Origin of the sequence: Nocardioides endophyticus (assembly GCF_039543845.1) — a bacterium.
Lineage (GTDB): Bacteria > Actinomycetota > Actinomycetes > Propionibacteriales > Nocardioidaceae > Nocardioides > Nocardioides endophyticus.
Genome location: NZ_BAABKN010000014.1, coordinates 440,738 through 461,243, shown reverse-complemented (window position 1 = coordinate 461,243; position 20,506 = coordinate 440,738). Strand labels below are relative to the sequence as shown.

Sequence of the window (20,506 nt, the reverse complement as noted above, 5' to 3'; positions counted from 1 at the left end):
CCGGTGATGTTGCGGTAGGTGCCCGCCGACATCGGGGCCGGCTTGATCTCGTACTGCACCACGAACGTCTCGGTGGTCTCACCGAAGTTCCAGCCGGCCTTGAACGCCGTGATGTTGGCGTCGCGGATGTCGGCGACCTTCGCGAACCGCTTCTCCAGGAAGGCGATGGTCGAGTCGATCGGCCGCCCGTACATCCACGACAGCAGGCCGAGTGCGAACATGTTCTTCGCGCGGGCGGCGTCCTTGCGGGACAGCCCGAACTCCTTGACCGCCTCGACGGTCATCCCGGTCAGGTCGATCGCGTGGACCGCGAACTCGCCCAGTGGGTCGTTGACCTCGCCGATGGTCTCGAGCGGGTTGGTCTCGTAGCCGGCCTTGGTCAGGTTGCGACCGGTGAAGTCGTGGGTGTCGACGATGATCGCCGCGCCCTTCGGCAGGTCGCTCAGGTTGGCCTTGAGCGCCGCCGGGTTCATCGCGACCAGCACATCGGGTGCGTCGCCCGCGGTGAGGATGTCGTGGTCGGCGAAGTGGACCTGGAACGACGAGACGCCCGGCAGGGTGCCCTGAGGAGCGCGGATCTCGGCGGGGAAGTTCGGCAGCGTCACCAGGTCGTTGCCGAACACGGCCGACTCCTGCGTGAACCGATCCCCGGTCAACTGCATGCCGTCACCGGAGTCGCCCGCAAACCGGATGATCACCCGGTCCAGCTGCTTGACCTGCTTGGACACTGTGCGCCCACTTCCCTCTGTTGCTTGCTTGCGCTGTTGCCTGGTCGTGCCCATCCCAACCCACGGGACGGACGGCCCCCTCGATCGTACTCAGGGTATGCCGAAACTGGAACACGTTTCAGTTTGCTGTGGGGAGCCCGCCTGCACGGCCTCCCACGATAGACCGCGACCCATGGCCGCTGAACGCATCTCCCCTGATGGGCCAAGCGATTCGCCGCACATCATATATTTTCCCACCTCTTGGCCCCAATGCCGGTTACTTTGACTAAGTCCACTACTCTGCTCGTAATTGACCAGATAGGGCTCCGGGTGCGGGGTCGGGAAAGAGAAGGCGATGAACAAGACGATCAAGGTTGCGGTGGCCCTCACGGCCGCCGGGGTGCTGGCCTTGACGGGGTGCTCGAGTGACTCCGGCAGCGGCGGCGATGCAGAGACCATCCATCTGAGCGCGTTCTCGGTCATGGAGGCGGCCAACGAGCCCGTCTTCGACGACTTCGAGGACACCGACGCCGGTGACGGCGTGTCGTTCGAGCCGTCGTACGGCGCGTCCGGCGACCAGAGCCGCGCCGTCGTGGCGGGATCACCCGCCGACGTCGTCCACTACTCCCTCGAGACCGACGTGACGCGTCTGGTCGACGAGGGTCTCGTCGCGGATGACTGGAAGGACAACGCCACCAAGGGCATCGCGACCTCGTCGGTCGTCGTCTTCGTGGTCCGTGCGGGCAACCCGGACGGCATCGAGACCTGGGACGACCTGATCAAGCCCGGCGTCGAGATCATCACGCCCAACCCCGGCTCGTCCGGCTCCGCTCGCTGGAACATCCTGGCCGGCTGGGCGCACGCCACCGGCGGCACCGACGACGAGGCGGCCGGCAAGGCCTACCTGACCAAGCTGCTCAACAACACGATCGCCCTCCCGGCCAGCGGCCGCGAGGCGACCACCGCCTTCACCGACGGCAGCGGCGACGTCCTGCTCTCCTACGAGAACGAGGCGATCCTCGCCAAGCAGAGCGGCGCGGACATCGACTACGTCGTCCCGCCCGACACGCTGCTCATCGAGAACCCGGCAGCAGTCACCAAGGACGCTGGCACCGCTGCCAAGGCGTTCCTCGAGTTCATGACCAGCACGGAGGCCCAGGAGGACTACGCGCAGTCCGGCTTCCGTCCGGTCGTCGACGGTGTCGACGTCGGTGAGGTCGACGGTGCGAACGATCCGTCCGACCCGTTCCCGACCCCGGACACGCTCTACACGCTCGACGACAACTTCGGGGGCTGGGGCGAGGCGGCTGACAAGTTCTTCGGCGACGGCCAGGAGGGCAAGCCCCTCGGCATCGTCACCGAGCTGCAGCAGAACACCGGCAAGGAGGGCGAGGAGTAATGTCCGGCGCCCTCTCCGGGGCGACGATCGACGTAGGCAGGCCGGCCCCCTCTGAGGGGGGCCGGCCTCGCCGCACTCGTCGTACGACTCCGCGCAGCACCCTGACACCCGCCGCCGGCCTTGGCCTCGGCATCGCGATGCTGTGGTTCAGCCTCCTGGTGCTGGTGCCGCTGTCGGCGATCATCGCGACCGCTGCCGCCGGCGGCTGGCAGAACTACCTCGACGTCCTCCAGAACCCGCAGACCTGGAACGCGCTCAAGCTGACCGTCTCGCAGTCGCTGCTCGTCACGCTGATCAACGTGGTGATGGGCACCGTGATCGCCTGGGTGCTGGTCCGCGACCGCTTCCCGGGCAAGACGATCCTCAACGTCATCATCGACATCCCGTTCGCCCTGCCGACCGTCGTCGCCGGGCTCGTTCTCCTGGCCCTCTACGGGCCGAACAGCCCGATCGGCGTTCACTGGGCCTACACCGAGCGGGCCGTGACGCTGGCGCTGGCGTTCGTGACGCTGCCGTTCGTGGTCCGCACGGTCCAGCCCGTGCTCGAGGAGATCGACTCGGACGTCGAGGAGGCAGCGGCCTCGCTCGGAGCCGGTCGGTTGACGATCTTCCGACGGATCATCCTGCCGAGCCTGCTTCCCGCGATCACCGCGGGCGCGGCGCTCAGCTTCGCCCGGGCGATCTCGGAGTACGGCTCGCTCGTGCTGCTGAGCGGCAACCGGCCCAACGAGACTGAGGTCGTGTCGGTGCGCGTGCTGTCGTTCATCGAGAACGGCAGCTATGCGTCGGCCGCCGCGGTCGCCTCGGTGATGCTCGCGGTGGCGCTCCTCGTCATCGTGCTGCTCGACATCGTGCAGAGGCGGGTGTCGCGCCGTGGTTAAGGTCTCGACCCCGGTCCGCTGGGCGCTGCGCCTGCTCGCCGTCGGCTACGTCTTCTTCCTCGTGGCCTGGCCGGTCGGCATGCTGGTCCGCCGTACGTTCGAGGGCGGCCTGGAGAACCTCACCGACGCGTTGACGGATGAGGACGTCATCTCGGCACTCATGCTCACCGCGCAGGTCGCGGGGATCGCCGTCCTCATCAACCTGGTGTTCGGGCTGACCATCTCGATCCTGCTGGTGCGCTACGAGTTCCCCGGCAAGAGACTGCTCTCGGCGATGATCGACGTCCCCCTCTCGGTGTCTCCCGTGGTGGTGGGTCTGGCTCTGGTGCTCGTCTACAACGGCCGCGACGGCTGGTTCGGCCAGGGGCTGGAGGAGGGTGGCATCCAGGTCATCTTCGCCACCCCGGGCCTGGTCCTGGCGACCTGTTTCGTGGCGCTGCCCCTGGTGATCCGCGAGGTCGTCCCGACACTCGCGGAGATCGGGGACGAGCAGGAGCAGGCCGCGCGGAGTCTCGGGGCCAACGCCCCGCAGACCTTCTGGCGGATCACGTTGCCCAGCATCAAGTGGGCGCTCGTGTACGGCGTGGTGCTGAGCCTCGCCCGGTCCGTGGGCGAGTTCGGCGCGGTCAAGGTCGTGTCCAACAACGTCAGCGGCAAGACCCAGACCGCCACACTGATGGTGGAGGAGAAGTACCAGAACTTCGCTCAGGGATCGGCCTATGCGATCGCGTTCCTGCTGGTGATGGTGTGCATCGCCTGCTTGATCGTGGTCGCGGTGCTCCGCCCCAAGGACGAGAACTGACGAGGAAGAGGACGACATGAGTATCGACATCAATGGAGTGACCAAGAGGTTCGGCGACTTCGTCGCCCTGGACGACGTCAACGTCACGATCCCGACCGGCCAGCTGACCGCCCTCCTCGGGCCGTCCGGCGGTGGCAAGTCGACGCTGCTGCGTGTGATCGCCGGCCTCGAGAACGCCGACAGCGGCTCGATCAGCATCGAGGGGGTCGACGCGACCAAGCTGCCTCCGCAGAAGCGCAACGTCGGCTTCGTGTTCCAGCACTACGCCGTCTTCAAGCACATGACGGTGGCCAAGAACGTGGCCTTCGGCCTCGAGATCCGCAAGCGGCCCAAGGACGAGATCGCGGCCCGGGTGGACGAGCTGCTCAAGCTCGTGCACCTGTCGCAGTTCTCCCACCGCCTGCCCTCGCAGCTCTCGGGCGGTCAACGTCAGCGGATGGCGCTGGCGCGGGCGCTCGCGGTCGAGCCGACCGTGCTGCTCCTCGACGAGCCGTTCGGCGCGCTGGACGCCAAGGTCCGCAAGGAGTTGCGCGACTGGCTGCGCCGGCTGCACGACGAGGTGCACGTGACCACCGTCTTCGTGACGCACGACCAGGAGGAGGCCATGGAGGTCGCCGACGAGATCGTGGTGATCAACGAGGGCCGGGTCGAGCAGATCGGCTCGCCCGACCAGCTGTACGACGAGCCCGCCAACCACTTCGTCATGGGCTTCCTCGGCGAGACGACCCGTCTCGGCGGTGTGGTCCTGCGTCCGCACGACATCACCGTCTCGCGTACGCCGGAGACCGCCGCGGCGGCCGAGGGCGTGGTCTCGCGGGTGCTGCGTGTGGGCTTCGAGGTGCGCCTCACCGTCCTCACCGACGATGGCGAGGAGGTCCTGGTCATCATGACCCGGACCCAGGCCCGGCAGGTCGGTCTCGAGGAGGGCGTCCGGGTGTGGGTGACCCCCGCAACCGGTGCGACCACCGTCGCCGAGACGGCGGCCACCGCCAGCTGAGACGCCGTCGGGCCGGCGCCGCTCAGGGCAGCGGCGCCGGCTCGACGCGCACGGAGTCGAAGAACCGTCGGGCGTCGTCGGCCTCGCTCCGCCACCGGTGCGGACGGGCGGTCCAGGTGACCCGGACCTCGGGGGTCGCGAGGGAGATGCCGCGCCACCGGCCCGTCGGAGCCTGGTAGGGCCCGGGCTTCTCGCGGACGACGACCCACGTCAGGCGATCGGCCGGACGGCCCCGGAGCAGCGCGGCGCCGGGCTCGTACCGGACCGAGGCGACGTGCTTGTTGCGCCGCAGGCGCTCCGCTCGCTCGGCAAGGCTCACCGACGGACGCAGCTCGACCTCGGCGTACCGGTGCAGTGAGCCACGGCCGGGACGCAGGTAGAGGTGGCACCGCGCGCTGTAGAAGTCGATCGACTCGGTCTGCGGGACCGGCGGCCGGTAGAGCGCCGTACGACCGCGTGAGTGGCAGGTGCTGCGGTCGCTGCGCACCAGTGCCATGCTCGAGGTGACGGTGTCGTACGCCGGCTTGCGGCGGGCCTGCTGGCCGTGTGGCGTGATCCAGGTCAGCCGCACACCGCTCGCCTGCACGGTGCGGTAGTCGAGCTCCTGGCCGTCGCAGTAGCAGTAGTAGTCGAGCCGTTCGCCGGCGTGGTCGCCGAGGACCGGCACGTCGGCGGCGTACGAGATGTCACCGATGGAGTCGTCCCCGCCCTCGTCCTCGCGCGGGTCGAGGTCGCGCTCCTTCTCGGACTTCAGGGTGGACTGAGACTCGAACGAGACGTAGAACTCGGTGCCGAACGCGGCTGCCGTGAAGTCGCACGTCGCGCCGTTGCGGTCGTAGGCCGAGTAACCGGTCGGCATCAGGAACCGCACCGCCAGTCCAGAGTTCCTCGCAGGGCCGCGCAGGTCGGAGCACTGGGCCACCATGGAGCTGTCCAGGCCCCTCCGCGAAGCAGCTCGGAAGGGCGCGGGTGGGTCGGCCGGCTCCAGCTCCATCGGAGAGACGGTCGGCCCGGACTCCGGATCGGACGGCGCGCCGTCGCTCGTGCAGCCCGCGGCAGTCAGGGCGACGGTGAGCGCGAGCGCCGAGAGGCGGCGCACGCCGGTCAGCGGCTCATCGGTAGTTGGTGAACTGCACCGCGAACTCGTAGTCCTGCTGCTTGACCAGCGCCTGCACGGCCTGGAGATCGTCGCGCTTCTTGGAGGAGATGCGCAGCTCGTCGCCCTGGATCTGCGCCTTGACGCCCTTGGGCCCCTCGTCGCGGATGAGCTTGGAGATCTTCTTGGCGTCCTCGGAGGTGATGCCCTCCTTGAGCGTGATGCCGATCTTCGACACCTGTCCCGACTGGCGGGGCTCCGAGGCGTCGAGGATCTTCAGGCTCTGCTGGCGCTTGATCAGCTTGTCCTTGAAGACGTCGAGGACGGCAGTCGCCCGGTCGTCGGCCGAGGCCGAGATCTCGATCGCCTCGTCGCCCTGCCACTCGATGGTGGCGCCGGTGCCCTTGAAGTCGAACCGGGTCGCGATCTCCCGGGCCGTCTGGCCGAGCGCGTTGTCGACCTCCTGGCGGTCGATCTTGCTGACGATGTCGAACGACGAGTCGGCCATCTTCACTCCTCCGTCTGCGGCACCCCGGGAAGGGGTGCGGTGGTTTTCGTGTGCCGCGGGTGCTGCGCTATTGTTTCGCCTTGTTGTCGTGGTGCCAAACGGCCCGCGCGACGCCCCGGCAGGTTGCCCGAGCGGCCAATGGGAACGGACTGTAAATCCGTCGGTGTATACCTACGAAGGTTCGAATCCTTCACCTGCCACACGGGATGGAAGGGCCCCTGACCAGCGGAGACGCTGATCGGGGGCCCTTCTGACGTGTCCGGCCGTCGTCGGCCGATAGCGGCCGATTTCGGCTGTCTGTGCCGAATACGTGCCGAAGTTCTGCGGAGCGGACCGGTCGCCGAGGCAGGAGTGCGATCGGTCCGGCACCCGCCGGAGGCTCCGAAATCTGGTGCCGGAGGGCCCGCGAGTGGTGCTCGCGGAGCCCACGCGAGCTCACTGGAGCGCCTGATCGATGCGTCCCAGGGCGATCTGGTCGTCGCCGTCCACGCAGTTGGCGTAGATGCGCAGGAGGACGTCGACGCTGTGTCCTGCCCACTCGGCCACCGGGCCGGGGGGACCCCGGCGTTGAGCCAGGTGGACAGGCAGGCGTGCCGCAGGTCGTAGGGGCGGCGGGCCAGCATCGAGTCGGCCTGTTGCGGGGTGAGCGCCTGGCGGCGTGCGGCTCCCCAGACCCGGTAGATCGTAGAGGAGCGGGGGCATCGGGCGCGACGGTCCGTCGGACCTGCTTGTCCGAGGTGCTCCGCTGGGTGTCTTCGGCTTGTTTGGCGCGATTCTTCTGCAAAGTCAACGTTCGGTTGTCGCGGACCACGCGCTTGGTGGAGTCTGCCCATCACGAACCGGGATGCTGCTCGGGATGCGGATCCGGGAAGTGGGGCCACTTCAGTTCGCCGACGGGGTGTCGGTGAGGTTGACGGTGTCGTCGCCCTCCAGGTGGATGTGCGGCAGGAGTCGGTCGAGCCAGGTGGGCACCCACCATGCCTTGTCGCCGAGCAGCGAGAGGGTGGCTGGGACGATGACGAGTCGCACCACGAAGGCGTCGAGGAGTACTCCGACCGCGAGCCCGAGGCCGATCGAGGCCACGATGGGCGAGGCGCTGAGACCGAACCCGGCGAACACTGCGGTCATGATTGCTGCTGCGGCAACGACGACGCCTGCGGAGTGGGAGAAGCCGTCGAGTACGGCTTCCTTGGGGGGTAGCCCACGCAGGTGCGCTTCGTGCATCCGCGAGACCAGGAAGACCTGGTAGTCCATCGCGAGGCCGAACAGGATGCCAGTGAGGAGGATGGGGATCAGGCTGCTGATCGGGTCTCCCTGGGGTGCGTTGACAAGGAAGTCGAACCAACCCCACTGGAACACCGCGACGCTCGCCCCGAGCGCCCCTGCGAGCGAGAACACGAACCCGAGGGCGGCAACCAGCGGTACCAGGATCGAGCGGAACAGGAAGATCAGCAGCACCACGGCGAGGGCGGAGACCAGAAGGCCGTAGACAACGAACGCCTCGGAGAGCTTCTGGTTCGTGTCGAGGTCCACAGCGGTCTGACCGGTCACGCGCACGTCGACACCGGCAGCATTGCCGTCGAGGGCTGCGCCGCGGTCGCGGATCTCGCTCACGAGGTCGGTGGTGGCCGCGTCCAGCGGATCGGTGTCGGCGATGACGGTGAACAGTGCGGCCGAGCCGTCACTGGAAACCTGTGGTGTCGCCACACTGACGACCCCGTCGGTGTCCTCGAGCATCGACAGCACGGCCGGAATGGCGGACCTCACCGAGTCGCTCTCGGCAAGCACGACCAACGGGGACTGGGCGCCGGGCCCGAACTCCTCGGCGACAGTCTGGTAGGCCGCGCGCTCGGGACCCTCGGGGTCGTCGCCACCCGGCACCGAGAGCGCGGACTTCAGCGCCAGCGCCGGCACCGCGATCACCGCGAGCCCGATCAGGGCAACGGTCAGGCAGGCGACGGGTCGTCGGACCACGACGGAGCCCCATCGCTCCAGCAGCGTGATCCGCTCCGAGGAGACCGGCCCGGTCAGCTTGCTGTTGTCGGTGCTGGCTGGTTCGCGGAGGGTCGTGGCTCGTTCTGTTTTCGGCAGGAGTCGGCGTCCGAGCACCGCGAGGAGCGCGGGGGTGAGCGTCAGGGCCATCAGCACGGCCACAGAAACGGCGCCGGCGGCGGCGAGACCCATCTCGGTCAGGAACGAGATGCCGACCACCGAGAGCCCGGCCAGGGCGATCACGACGGTGGCGCCGGCGAAGACCACCGAGGAGCCGGCCGTGCCGGAGGAGACCTCGATCGCCTCTGTGACGCTGCGTCCCTTGCGCAGCTCGGCGCGGAACCGGGTGATGATGAACAGGACGTAGTCGATCCCGACGGCCAGGCCCAGCATGAGGGCGAGGATCGGGGTGGTGGTCTGGATGGGTGAGAACGCCGAGGCAGCCAGGACACCCAGGAGGCCGACCCCGACGCCGATCAGGGCCATGAGCATGTTCGCGCCGGCCGCGACGAGTGAGCCGTAGGCAAGTAGCAACACCAAGAACGCGACTCCGGCGGCAATGACCTCGGCGAGGCCGAACACCTTGGGTGAGGTGTCGACCATGGACCCGCCAACCTGGGCGGTCAGCGCGGGAGAACCATCAGCGACCTCGCGGACCTGCGCTTGGACTTCCTCGAGCGCTGCCTCGGATCCGGTCTCCACGTCGACGGTGGCGATCGCGGTGCTGCCGTCGGGAGAGATGTAGGGGTCGCCGGGGTCGAAGGGGTTGCTCACCGCGGTGACTCCCTCGACCGTGGCGACCTCGGCGATCAGGTCCCGGGCTGCGGCGGCGTCGGCCGCGCCGGTGATCTCGCCGTCGTCCGGCGCCTGGAGCACGAGCTGCAGCGTCCCACCGTGCAGTGGCTCAGGGGCGCCAGGGAACTTCTCCTCGAGGGTCTCGAGTGCCTGACTGGACTCGGTGCCTGGGATTGTCGACGTTTCGTCGCTGAACTGCGAGAAGGACATGGTGATGACACCCAGGGCGATGAGCAGGAGCGCCCAGACGGCGATGACGGACTTGCGGCTGCGGGCGCTGAACAAGCCGAGCCGCTGTAGTAGACGAGCCATGGTATGTCCTTATGAGGTAGGTGAGGTGCTGGTTCGCGGTGCCCCCGCGGCCATCCCAGACTCACCGCACCGCGCCGCTTGCGCGTCGTCTGCGTGGACGGTCGCGTCTACTGCGGACGCAGTAGACGCACTCCCAACGCGCTTGCTACGTGTGACCCGGCCAAGAGGTTGGTGACCGGCGACTGGCGGGGGCCTCGAGCGCGGTGTGGCGGCCCTTTGCCATCACACCCTGCTGGTCACGCTCTCCCGACGCCGGCCATACGTGGATCCGGGGTGTGGGTCCGCCAGATCAGAGGAGTCCCGCGTCGCGAACGGCTACCACGACTTGAGCGCGGTCGCTGAGGCCGAGCTTGGACATGGCTCTGTTGAGGTGAGTCTTGACGGTGAACGGGGAGATGAACATCTGGACGCCGATTTCGTCGTTGCTGAGCCCGCTGGCCACGGCGATGACGACTTCGCGTTCACGCGTCGTCAGGCTGGTCAGTCGATCGAGGAGCTCGCGTGGTGGCTCAGCGGTGGCGGGTGTGGCGCGTAGGTGTCCTAGGACGGACTGCATGGCTCCTTGGGACAGAGCCGCTTGGCCCGACGCGACGTCGAGCACCGCACAGACCAGGGCGTCGGGGGCGGCTCCCTTGCTGATGAAGCCGGCCGCGCCGGCCTTGAGGGCTGCCAGCACGTTGGTGTCGGTCTCGAACGTGGTGAGCACGACCACTTGGACCGAGGAGCCATGTTTCTCGTGAATCTCCTGGGTGGCCTCGACGCCGTTCATGATCGGCATCCGCAGGTCCATCAAGACCACATGAGGTTCCAGGCTTGCACACAGCCGCAGCGCCTCGCGGCCGTCACCGGCCTCGCCTACGACGGTCAGTCGTTCGTCGGCTTCCAGGATTCCGCGGAGGCCGAGCCGGATGAGCTGTTGATCGTCAACGAGCAGGACGCGTACGCGGCTCACCTGAGCGGTTCCCCCTCGCGACTTGTGCCCGGCCCGTTCACTGCGGCTCCCGGGGGTCAGGGACCTGGTACGGGGAGGCATAGTCGGGAGAGGTGGTGCTGGCGTGGGGCAACGAGACGACCAGCGTGAACGAGGTCGCGGTCTCGATCAGCTCGAGATTTCCGCGTGCCTGGGAGACTCTCTCCCGCATACCGACCAGGCCGAAGCCAGAGGTCGGCGCGTCACCCGCGCTCTCCCGGGTGGCACGGTTGAACTCGTGCGCGCCAACTCGGTCGTTCGTCACCCTCAACTCCGTTGCGCCTTCACACTCGTTGATCTCCAACCTCACGACGCCAACCCCGTGCTTACGGGCGTTTGTGAGGGCTTCTTGGGCCACGCGGTAGATCGCTGCATCCCCAACGGGTCCCAGAGGGGCGTCATTCGTCCGGTCACACAGGTCGATCGAAAGACCAGTAGCGCGAAACGACTCGACCAGGTCGAGCACCCCGCGGAGCCCCACCACGGGCCCACCTGACGAAATCTGTACCCACGCGGGGCGCTCGCTCTCGTTGCCTTCGGTGCGGAGGACTTGCAGGATCTCCTGCATCTCTGCCAATACCCCCCGGGCCGCGGCGTGAATGTGAGCCAGAGAGGTCCGTGTCGCTTCCTCCGAGCGGCCGAGGGTGCTTTGGGCTGAGCCTGCGTGCAGACTGATCACCGTGATCGAGTGCGCAACCGCGTCGTGCAGGTCGCGAGCAATGCGCAGGCGCTCCTCAGTGACCTTGTGACGCACCTCGCTCTCACGTGTCTGTTGCAGACGGGCAGCACGGTCCTCGATCGCCGCGACATAGCCGCGTTGCGACCGGACAGCCGCGCCGGTGGCCGTGACCGAAGCGGTCCAGGCAAGCAGCCCTAGGACCCGCAGGTCGAACACCGAAGAATCCAGTTGACCGACTACGCCAACAAACGTGACAGCGAACAGCGCAGCAGCTGACAACACCGCTAGGCGCAAGGGGCGCCGCAGCGCCAGCGAAAAGAGGCACACGTGGGCAGCCACCCACACCGACAGCACCGACGCCAACAGCGGCCCGACCAAGGCGAGCAGGAGAGCGGTAACCATGGTCGGCAGGGGCCACCGACGCCGCACGACCAGCACCACGACAGACAACGCGATGAAAACAATGCCGGCGATGCCGCCACCGTCTGCTTGGAGTTCCCTGATGGGCCAGAGCAGGACAAGTAGCGCCACGCCATCCGCGGCTGCCTCCCACGGATCGAACCGATCAGCAAGCTTGGGCCGGGCGATCTCGGCAGGCGCTGGCGTCCTCACAGTTCGCCGTCTGCCTGACTCATGCTGACCACGGTAGCGAAAGCGAGAGCGCAATTGCCCCTTGGCCGAGCCCCGGGGTCGACGGCACGTGTTGCTTTCCAGGGTCGTTGTCCAGTGACCATCCCGTTGTCCAACTGCCTGAGCGAGACCTGGGCCGGTCTGGTGCCCTTCGCGTCCCACTGGGGAACCAAGCAGGGCTGGAAGGGAAGCCCGTACGACAGCGCCGAGGACCGGGCCGCGGTGCGCGACTACTTCAAGTGGAACATGAGCTTCGTCAGCGAGGAGGAACAGGCTGCACGGTTCCGCCGGGCCAACGCGAGGGTGATGCTTGACTTCGCCTACACCGCGAAGATGGAGGTCGGCGAGGTCCGTAGCCAGCACGACTATGCCTTCGACTTTGCCCGGAGTTGCCCCGACGTGGTCCTCGGAAACTGGATCGGGATCGATCCGACTCCCGCTTGCTCGCGCTGGCGGTCGCGACGACCTGCGCGCCGAACGCCTTCGCGATCTGGATCGCGAAATGGCCGACCCCACCGTCGGCGCCATGGACGAGCACGCGGTCACCCTCGCTGACGCCGCCGAGGTCGACGAGACCCTGCCAGGCCGTCAGACCCACCGTCGGTAGCGCCGCCGCCTCGACGTGCGACCGAACCGACGGCTTGCGCACGAGGTGCAGCGCCGGAGCGGACACCACCTCGGCATAGGCGTTGGCCGCCCGAGGGAAGTTGGGCATGCCGAAGACCTCGTCCCCTGGCATGAAGCGCCACGTCTGCGCCACCTCGACGACTCCGCTGATGTCCCACCCAAGCACGAAGGGCGGCTTGCCGAGCAGCGGGAACACGCCGGCGCGCATAAGTGCCTCGAGCGGGTTCAGACCAATCGCCTTGACACGGACGGTGACCTCGGTGGGCAGCGGTCGAGGCTCCGGTGCCTCCTCGATGGACAGCACCTCGGGCCCGCCGAAGTCGTTCTGGGTGATGATGCGCATGAGTGCCTCTCCTACTCGCCGAACCCGGTCCGACGTCTCGATCTCATTTCGACGCGTGGGGCGAGTCGAAGTTCGCGCCGCTGCCGATGCTGGACCCACCGTCGACCGGCGCCACGATGCCCGTGACGAACCTCGAGAGCGGCGAAACGAGCGTCGCGGCCAGGCTCGCGAACTCCTGCGGCTGCCCAATGCGTCCCAGCGGCACCCCGCGGCCGAGTCCCTCTCTCGACAGCTCGGGCTGACTCTCCAACGCCCTGCCCAGCAGCGCGGTATCGGAGTATCCGGACAGCAACGTGTTGACCGTGATGTCGTCCTGGGCGACCTCGAGGGCAAGGGTCTTGGCATAGCCGATCACGGCAGACCACACCGCCACGGACGCGGCCATGCCGATAGCCGGGCGCTGGACGATGCCCGAGACGACATTCAAGATGCTTCCACCCTCGGCCGTCATGTACGGCAGGGTCGCTCTGACGGACCGGACCACGTAGAAGAAGTGGCGGGCGAGCGCTTGGTCCCACACGTCGTCCGTCAGCTCCGGGATCCGGCGGACCGGAGGGCCGCCGTCGTTGGTCACGAGCACGTGGATGGCAGCGCCGAACTGGTCGACGGTCGCGGCCGTCACACGGTTGAGGGCGGCGGCGTCCCCGCAGTCGGCCGCGAGTCCCAGGATCCGGTCCTCGCCGTACTTCTGAGCGAACGACTTAACAGCGGCCGTCACCTTCGCCTCTCGTCGGGCGAAGATCGTGACTCGGGCGCCCTCCTCCAGAAGCCGGTCGGCGATCGCGTAGCCAAGACCGTCGCTCCCACCTCCGACGATGGCGACCTTGTCGGTGAGTTGCAGGTCCATCAGTCGACTCCGATCGAGGAAAGGAACGTCTCGGCGTTGCCGAAGAACACGTCGTCCAGCACGTCTGACGAGAAGCCTTGCTGGGTCCACTCGTCCACGAGTCGGTCGTGGCCGAGCATCGGGTAGTCGGCTCCGAAGAGCACACGCTTGCGAAGCCGCTTCCCGATCTCGCGCTTGAGCTCCTCGGAGAAGTAGCGGGGAGACCATCCGTGGAGTTCCATCCGCACGTTGGCCTTGTGAAGGGCGATCGCGATCATCTCCGACTGCCACGGCCATGCGACCCGAGCGGCAATGACGTCGAGGTCGGGATACTTCGCCGCGATCCGGTCGACGTAACGGGGGTGGCAGCTCTCGAGGGTGATGCCCATACCTCCTCTCGTCCCTGCGCCTGTCGCGGACATGCCGACAAAGACGAGGACGGGCCGCTTCGCCTCGATGCACAGGTGGAGACACTCGTCCCACCCAGGCTGGTCCGGGGTCCCTGCCGGCGTCGACGGGTTGAGTGACAGTCCGATCAAGCCCGGTCCGTCACTCAGGCATCGCTCGAACTCCTTGACGTGCTCCGGCCGCGTTCGTGGAGAGCCTCGGCGCCGACGAAGTCATCGACTACGCGTCGGTCGACTTTGCCGCTGCAGTCCGCGATGTCGACATCGTCTTCGACACGCTCGGTGGCAACACCACCGGCCGATCGCTCGAGGTGCTTCGACCCGGAGGCCACCTGGTGACGGCGGCGGCCATGAGAGACGCGAAACAAGCTGCGAAGTTCGAGGCGGCCGGAATGCGGTTCAGTGGCATCGGGGTGGACCCGGATCCCGTGGCCCTACGGGGGATCGTCGACCTGGTCGATCAGGGCAAGCTTCGCGTGCACGTGCACGAGACCTTCCCCTTCGACCGCATTGCCGACGCGCACCGTGCTCTTGAAGCTGGCCACCTTCAGGGCAAGATTGCCTTGGCGATCTCTGACCAGACCTAGCTGAAAGCGCCCAGGACTCGTGTCATCAGGGACGCGGCTAGCCCGCGCAGACTGAGCAGGGCGCCAGTCCTTCTCGTCGTACCGGTGGCCCGTGACGTCGACCCAGACTGGCCGAGGGCGGGAGACGTCTGCTCGTGATGCCGGTGCCGTCTCCGGGCGAGAGCGGTTGCCCCACCTGGTCGATGCCTCGTCCTGACGGCCTCTCCAGTCAGCAGTTGGATCAAGACCGGAGTCTGGACGGACGAGGACCCGGGCCGACTACGTGACCGGCTCCTGGTTGAGGCGGTTGCGACCCGGGTGCGGCAACCCATTGGCAACCTGTTGCCAATGATGTGACCGAGTTCATAGTGTCACCGACGGCTGCCGCGAAGGACTTTCGCACTAGACGCAGCCGAGTCCAGCGGAACGTGACCGAACTGCACGACCAAGGAGTCATGAGATGAAACGTCGGACTTTTGTGAGCTCGGGCGCCGCTGTGGCCGGCGCGGCTGCGGTTGGCGTCGTCGACTCTCCCGCGCAAGCCGCCTCAGGCACTTCGCTGACCAGCCGGGAACGCCACCAGGCTCGACGACCCGAGACCATCGCAGCCCGGCAACTGATCTTCGGCGTGGAGCACGTAGACCCTCGAACCGGACTGCTCCCGTTGGACCGAGTGATCGTGTCGTGGATCACAAATTCTAGCTTCGCAGTCGCCGTGGGAGGCCGGGTGGTCTACCTCGACACCTTCATCACTCGTCTGGAGGTGACACCCGGACGTACTCCGTTCGTTATCCAGGACCTCGTGAACGCGGCACCGCGCGCCATCCTGATCGGCCACGGCCACAGTGACCACGCGGAGAACGCGGCCTACCTCGCGGCCAAGACCGGCGCAACGCTGTACGCGAGCGAGGAGACCGCCATCACCATGCGTGCCGACTTCGAGCGGATGGTCAACGATCCGATGATCCAAGGAGACCCGGTCGCTCGGTTCCCGAGAAACGTCGAGCTGGACCTGGTCGTCGTGACCACAGCGGGATCGACACCTGGCACCCAGATCCTGCGCCTCGACTTCCTCGAACCCTTCGCCCAGGTGGTGGCGTTCAGGCACCTGCACTCCATCGCCACGCCGGCGGACCCAGCGTACCCGCGCAACAGCCTGGTGCCGCCGGACGGTGTAATCCCGGTGGACCCGCGCGATGCCGCTCTCTTCCCGCCTGGCATCCCGCTGCGACCCTCCAACCCCCCGCAGCCCGGTCAGCTCAACCTCCGCACCGGCGGCGGAGACGGTGGTCCGGTGGCCATGTTCTACAACATCACCCTGCGGCGCGGCTCCTTCTTCTCCATGGGCTGGCAGGACACCATCGGAGCCCTCAGAGAGGGCAAGGGCTCGGCATGGCCCGACGGCGTGCCGGCCGACGGTCAGCGGATCACCGACATCTTGATGGCTATGGCTCCGCTCGACTGGTTCTCAGCAGCAGTCGGGACCGCGAACTTCTTGAACAACGGACTCCGCGACCTAATCGACTACCAACAAGCAGTCCGAGCCAAGATCTTCGTCCCGAATCACCAGACCACAGGCGGAAGCGACGTCGGGGAGACCAAGGCCGTCGTGCACTACGCCGTGTACCTGGAGCAGCTCCGCAACATGGGGCTGCCCCCGGACCAGTGGCCAGACATCCGGTGGACCGCCGACCCGAGCGACTACCTCAAGCCCATGGTCTTCGACGCCGCCACGCGTGACCCGAGCATCCTCCGGGGGCGGATCGCCCAACTCAGACGCTTCGACCGGTACCCGTACGCCGAGCGCAAGGGGCGGGGTCGGGAACGCGCTGCGAGCACAGGGGCGGCGGCGATCAGCGCCAGCTCCGAGGCGCCTGCAGACTGCTGCTAGCAAAGTCACGCCGCAGGACTGACAGAGGGGCCACTGGCGTCCGCAACGCGGAGCTCGAGACCGCATCCCAGCTGCAGTGTCAGCTCAGGAACGCGTAACAGGGATCTGGCTCGTGAGCGTTGAGCTCAGACGTGCCGCCTGAGGGGTGACATCGTCTCGCTGCGGAACGCGGCGTAGGTGCCGAGCAGGAACTGCGAGCGACCCGCTACGCGCGGCTCAAAACGGCCGTTACGCCGCTCGCGCGTGACCTCGCACCGTCCGCCGCCAAGGTCGCGGGCGCATGATCAGATGAGGTCCGATGCCGCGCAACGGAGCGCTACGCGCCAGAGTGCCAGGCGACCACGATGTCTTCGAGCATGCGCCGGTGCCGCTCGCTGACTTCGGCGGCCACCATGTCACGGCCGAAGAGGAAGCCGACGGTGTTGTTGGCTGCGACCTGGAAGACGCATAGGCGCCAATGAGCATGTGGACGTCGATGGCTTCGACGTCCGGACGGATGGACTCCGCGGTGCGTCCACGTTCGAGCACGTCCTCGAGCAGGGAGGTCGCAGGTGTGCTCAGGTCGCTGCGGGAAGCCACCTGGCGGAGATGCTCGCCGCGACGGATGTTCTCGAACTCGACCAGGCGTACAAAGTTGGGACGAGCGTGGTGGTCGAAGGTGAGCTCCGCGATCTCGCGAGCGGCATTGCGGAGCGCTGGGGAGCCTGGTCAACAACCACCTTCACCCGCCGGCCGAGCTCAGGCGCTCGCGACGCCGCGGATCCGGTAGCCGTTGATGGAGTCGGCCCAGCCGACGTACGTCAGGTGCCACTCGCGGGTGAGCTGTCGCAGCGAGATCGTCGCGACGACGCCGGAGCCGCCGGCGTCGGAGGAGCGCACCATCCCGTTGCCTACCGAGATCGCGATGTGCCCGTGGCCGCCGCTGCCGCCGGTCCAGTAGACCGCGGCGCCCTTGGGGGGTGTCGTGTCGCGCGAGTGCCGGCCGGTGGCGTGCTCCCACGCGGTGGCGGCGTCCATGAAGCGCGACGGGATGTCGGCCTGCTCGCGCGACCAGCCGAGGCACTGGCCGGGGACGTTGTACATCGAGGCCTGGGCCGCGGCGACGGTCTCGGCCGCATCGCTCTTGGCGAGGGGCAGGGTGGGGATGGGCTTGCGGACGATCGGGATCGCCCGCTTCACGGGCTGGCGCGGCTCCCGGCCGCGGGGGCGGTCCGACGAACGAGAGACCGAGTCCCGCCGGACGCCGGCGGCCGCTGGCGACGACTTCGGAAGCTCTGCGGCGGCCGCTTGCGGCGCGGCGGGCGGGCTGGTGTGCCGGTACGTCGCCACCAGGGCGGTGCTGGCGACGATCACCACGGCGAGGGTCATCAGGACCCAGATGGGCGCGCCGGCGGCGCGGTGCATCACGGATGATCGGGGCAAAGCAGGATTCCTTCGTAGGCGAGCCAGTCGCGGTCGAAGCGGCGTGACGACGCACACGGAGGTGCGGTTCTGGCAGGACGGCGCAGGCGGACGATGACCCAGCCAGGGCGCACTCGATACAACGGGCGGCTCGCGTCCGATGATCCCGGATCGATCGTGATCTGGCCCATGCCAGCCTGGGCGTTCGCGTGGTGTCCGCCACACCCGACCGCTACCCTCCGTCCGTGAAGAGCATCGCGAGGCGTCTGGCGAACGGCGCTGTGCTGACCGGGGCACGCTGGCTGGACCGGGTCGGCCAGATCGTCCCCGGCACCCGGGCGGCGGAGGGCTTCGGCAGCCTGGGGCGCGGCACGAGCATCGGCTTCCCGATGGCCACTCTGATGGGGCAGCGGTCCATCCACATCGGTGAGGACACGCTCGTCGGGCGGCACGTCAGCCTGGCGGTCGGGTACGGCGTCCTCGACACCCGCGCCCCGGAGCGGGCCCTGGTGATCGGCGACCGCTGCGTGATCGGCGCGAGGTGCACGATCGTCGCTCACGAGTCGGTGGTGATCGGCGACGGCGTGTGGTTCGGCCAGGACATCTTCGTGTCCGACGCCAGCCACGGCTACCAGGACCCCGAGCTGCCGATCGGCGAGCAGTTCGGCACCCACGATCCGGTCGAGATCGGCTCCGGCACCTGGATCGGGCACGGCGCGATCATCCTTCCCGGCACCCGGATCGGCCGGAACGTGGTCGTCGCCGCCGGCTCGGTCGTCCGGGGCGTCGTCGAGGACCACACGGTCGTCGGCGGTGCACCCGCCCGCGTGTTGCGCCGGCTCGAGCCGGGCGTCGGCTGGGTCGGCACCCGGGGCGACGTACGACCGGTGCTCCACGGCCCGTTCGGCCTCGCCGCCGCGGCCGCTCTCGAGGCCGAGGACGAGGCGACGGCGTAGGGCTGGTCGTCCCACCAGTCCCAGACGGGAAACCCGCCGCCAGCTACTGAAGCACGGTCAAGATCCCGGCGACCAGGAAGCCGATCACAGTGAGCAGGCCGACCAGGCGGCCGCCGTGCCGGTAGGACTCGGGGATCATCGAGTCGGCGAGCATCATCAGGACCGCGCCGCCGGCGAAGGCGCTGGCGTAGGTGCCCACGTTGGTGAGGCTGTCGGCCATCACGTAGCCGAGCAGTGACGCGATGCCGCACGCGATGGTGAGCAGCCCCCACATCAGGGTGATCCGGCGCCCCGACGCACCCGCCTCCTGGAGGCTCGTCGTGCCCGCGAGCCCCTGCGGGATGTTGGACACGAAGATCGCGGCCAGGAAGGCCAGGCTGATCTCGCCGCCGAGGGCCAGGCCGAGGCCGAGGATGAACGCCTCGGGGATGCCGTCGAGCAGCGCGCCCAGGAACATCGCCATCCCGGAACCGCCCTCGCCCTTGCCCTGGGCGACAGCCACGCGGGCGGCACCGCCGCCACGGTCGACCAGCCGGTCGCCGACGTAGTAGGCCAGTGCGCCGACCATCGCTGCGGTGACGATCTGCCAGCCGTCGGTCAGGTGCGACTCGGGGATCAGCTCGTAGGCGACGGCCGCGAGCAGGGTGCCGCCGCCGAAGCCCATCATCAGCCCGATCGCGCGCTCGGACCTGCCGAGCGGCTTCGCGAGCAGCTGGCCGAGGAAGAGCGCCGCGGACGAGAAGAGACCCCAGAACAGTGCCTCCGCCACGGCTCAGACCACTCCGGGGACCTGGATCTCGCCGGTGTAGATGGGGGAGTCCTTGCGCGAGAGCAGCTCCCGTCGTTCCTCGGGGGAGAGTGCCTCGACCTGCGCCCGTACGTCGGACGGGAAGCCACTCACCTCGAGAGCCTCGTCGACGGGGACGACGGTGTGCACGATCCGGTCCTCGTAGAGGTGCACCATCGTCATCGCCTGGTGGCCGTCGACGCCGGAGACGAACCGCTCGAGCGGTGCCGGGTCGGAGGTGTAGCAGGTCGCGGACGCCACGGAGACCGGGATCCCGGCGAAGGTCGAGTACGTCGAGTAGTGGAAGTGCCCGCCGAGGATGCAGCGCACGTCGGTGCCCTCGAGCACCGCGGCCAGGCGCTCCTGCTGGAGCAGCTCGATGACCTCGGCCGCCGGCATCATCGGGATCGGTATCGGCGGGTGGTGCAGCGCCAGCAGGGTGCCGTGCGGCGCCGGCGTCGCGAGCACGTCGGCCAGCCACGCCAGCTGCTCGTCGCTGATCTCGCCGTGGTGGTAGCCGGGGACGCTGGTGTCGAGCGAGACGATCCGCAACCCGGCCACGTCGTACACGCGGTCCTGGGTCGGCGATCCGCCGTCCGGGACGGTCTCCCCGAAGAGCTCGGCGGCGTACGTCGCCCGCTCGTCGTGGTTGCCCATCACCCAGACGACCTGGGCGCCCATCTCCGCCGCCACCGGCTCGACGAACTGACGCAGGCGCGCGTACGCCGCTGGCTCGGCCTTGTCCGCGAGGTCGCCGGTGAAGACCAGGGCCTGCGGGAGCAGGTCGAGCCGGGCCAGTCGCCCCAGCGCGAGCGCGAGGCCGACCTCGGTGTCGATGACGCCGTACTGCCGCTCGCCGGCCGCCAGCAGGTGGGGGTCGGAGAGGTGGGCGATGACGTGACCCGGGGCCGGGTACTGGCCGAACTGCACGTCG

Annotated in this window: 19 protein-coding genes, 1 tRNA gene and 1 pseudogene; 8 read left to right on the top strand and 13 right to left on the bottom strand. The window is 68.2% G+C overall.

Features of this window, described 5'->3' with window-relative positions; genetic code table 11:
* Positions 1-782, bottom strand: a 782-nt coding sequence (locus ABEA33_RS12485; protein ID WP_425577398.1) for a 2-oxoacid:ferredoxin oxidoreductase family protein, incomplete at its 3' end; no start/stop codon positions are given.
* A 280-nt stretch (positions 783-1,062) separates the two neighbouring features.
* On the opposite strand from ABEA33_RS12485, the gene ABEA33_RS12480 reads away from it, so the two are divergent.
* From ABEA33_RS12480 to ABEA33_RS12465, 4 genes are read left to right on the top strand one after another with little or no spacing between them, the layout of a single operon-like run.
* A complete protein-coding gene (locus tag ABEA33_RS12480; RefSeq protein WP_345527100.1) occupies positions 1,063-2,106 on the top strand; it encodes a sulfate ABC transporter substrate-binding protein in 1,044 nt (347 codons plus the stop codon).
* Complete coding sequence (gene cysT, locus ABEA33_RS12475; RefSeq protein WP_345527099.1) at positions 2,106-2,987, top strand: sulfate ABC transporter permease subunit CysT; 882 nt, start codon at positions 2,106-2,108, stop codon at positions 2,985-2,987. Before ABEA33_RS12480 ends, cysT begins: the two co-directional genes overlap by 1 nt.
* Positions 2,980-3,789 (top strand): sulfate ABC transporter permease subunit, encoded by an 810-nt coding sequence (locus ABEA33_RS12470; RefSeq protein ID WP_345527098.1) that lies wholly within the window; start codon positions 2,980-2,982, stop codon positions 3,787-3,789. Before cysT ends, ABEA33_RS12470 begins: the two co-directional genes overlap by 8 nt.
* A gap of 16 nt (positions 3,790-3,805) precedes the next feature.
* Entirely contained in the window at positions 3,806-4,786 is a 981-nt protein-coding gene (locus tag ABEA33_RS12465) for a sulfate/molybdate ABC transporter ATP-binding protein (RefSeq protein ID WP_345527097.1), read from the top strand.
* Between the two features lie 22 nt (positions 4,787-4,808).
* Here ABEA33_RS12465 and ABEA33_RS12460 read toward each other — a convergent pair whose 3' ends face one another.
* Complete coding sequence (locus ABEA33_RS12460; RefSeq protein ID WP_345527096.1) at positions 4,809-5,885, bottom strand: hypothetical protein; 1,077 nt, start codon at positions 5,883-5,885, stop codon at positions 4,809-4,811.
* A 13-nt stretch (positions 5,886-5,898) separates the two neighbouring features.
* Complete coding sequence (locus ABEA33_RS12455) at positions 5,899-6,390, bottom strand: YajQ family cyclic di-GMP-binding protein (protein WP_345527095.1); 492 nt, start codon at positions 6,388-6,390, stop codon at positions 5,899-5,901.
* 117 nt (positions 6,391-6,507) lie between these two features.
* On the opposite strand from ABEA33_RS12455, the gene ABEA33_RS12450 reads away from it, so the two are divergent.
* A tRNA-Tyr gene (locus ABEA33_RS12450) sits at positions 6,508-6,590 on the top strand.
* 682 nt (positions 6,591-7,272) lie between these two features.
* On the opposite strand, the gene ABEA33_RS12445 is transcribed toward ABEA33_RS12450, so the two are convergent.
* The 6 genes and pseudogenes from ABEA33_RS12445 to ABEA33_RS12420 all read right to left on the bottom strand — a co-directional run.
* Positions 7,273-9,489, bottom strand: a complete 2,217-nt coding sequence (locus tag ABEA33_RS12445) for an MMPL family transporter (RefSeq protein WP_345527094.1) — start codon at positions 9,487-9,489, stop codon at positions 7,273-7,275.
* A 289-nt stretch (positions 9,490-9,778) separates the two neighbouring features.
* On the bottom strand, positions 9,779-10,441 hold the full coding sequence (locus tag ABEA33_RS12440) for a response regulator (protein ID WP_345527093.1): 663 nt from the start codon (positions 10,439-10,441) through the stop codon (positions 9,779-9,781).
* Positions 10,442-10,478: 37 nt separating this feature from the next.
* Positions 10,479-11,750, bottom strand: coding sequence for a sensor histidine kinase (locus ABEA33_RS12435; protein WP_345527092.1), 1,272 nt, complete (start codon positions 11,748-11,750; stop codon positions 10,479-10,481).
* Between the two features lie 274 nt (positions 11,751-12,024).
* Positions 12,025-12,738 carry an NADP-dependent oxidoreductase gene (locus ABEA33_RS12430; RefSeq protein WP_345527091.1) on the bottom strand — a complete coding sequence of 238 codons (714 nt, stop codon included), beginning with the start codon at positions 12,736-12,738 and terminating at the stop codon, positions 12,025-12,027.
* A 43-nt stretch (positions 12,739-12,781) separates the two neighbouring features.
* On the bottom strand, positions 12,782-13,585 hold the full coding sequence (locus ABEA33_RS12425; RefSeq protein WP_345527090.1) for an SDR family NAD(P)-dependent oxidoreductase: 804 nt from the start codon (positions 13,583-13,585) through the stop codon (positions 12,782-12,784).
* Positions 13,585-14,145: pseudogene (locus tag ABEA33_RS12420) on the bottom strand (amidohydrolase family protein); the annotation flags it as partial. The gene ABEA33_RS12425 and the pseudogene ABEA33_RS12420, both read right to left, overlap by 1 nt.
* 14 nt (positions 14,146-14,159) lie before the next feature.
* Between ABEA33_RS12420 and ABEA33_RS12415 the strand changes: the two are divergent.
* The gene (locus tag ABEA33_RS12415) at positions 14,160-14,558 is read left to right on the top strand and encodes a zinc-binding dehydrogenase (protein WP_345527089.1); all 399 of its coding nucleotides are present in this window, start codon (positions 14,160-14,162) and stop codon (positions 14,556-14,558) included.
* A gap of 694 nt (positions 14,559-15,252) precedes the next feature.
* Entirely contained in the window at positions 15,253-16,428 is a 1,176-nt protein-coding gene (locus ABEA33_RS12410; protein ID WP_345527088.1) for an MBL fold metallo-hydrolase, read from the top strand.
* 228 nt (positions 16,429-16,656) lie between these two features.
* Here ABEA33_RS12410 and ABEA33_RS27455 read toward each other — a convergent pair whose 3' ends face one another.
* Positions 16,657-17,052, bottom strand: a complete 396-nt coding sequence (locus tag ABEA33_RS27455) for a hypothetical protein (protein ID WP_425577399.1) — start codon at positions 17,050-17,052, stop codon at positions 16,657-16,659.
* A gap of 114 nt (positions 17,053-17,166) precedes the next feature.
* On the bottom strand, positions 17,167-17,850 hold the full coding sequence (locus tag ABEA33_RS12405; RefSeq protein ID WP_345527087.1) for a CHAP domain-containing protein: 684 nt from the start codon (positions 17,848-17,850) through the stop codon (positions 17,167-17,169).
* A 224-nt stretch (positions 17,851-18,074) separates the two neighbouring features.
* On the opposite strand from ABEA33_RS12405, the gene ABEA33_RS12400 reads away from it, so the two are divergent.
* Complete coding sequence (locus ABEA33_RS12400; protein WP_345527086.1) at positions 18,075-18,785, top strand: acyltransferase; 711 nt, start codon at positions 18,075-18,077, stop codon at positions 18,783-18,785.
* Between the two features lie 43 nt (positions 18,786-18,828).
* Here ABEA33_RS12400 and ABEA33_RS12395 read toward each other — a convergent pair whose 3' ends face one another.
* Positions 18,829-19,554, bottom strand: a complete 726-nt coding sequence (locus ABEA33_RS12395; RefSeq protein ID WP_345527085.1) for a ZIP family metal transporter — start codon at positions 19,552-19,554, stop codon at positions 18,829-18,831.
* Between the two features lie 3 nt (positions 19,555-19,557).
* Positions 19,558-20,502, bottom strand: a complete 945-nt coding sequence (locus ABEA33_RS12390; RefSeq protein WP_345527084.1) for a metallophosphoesterase — start codon at positions 20,500-20,502, stop codon at positions 19,558-19,560.
* Positions 20,503-20,506: the final 4 nt, after the last annotated feature.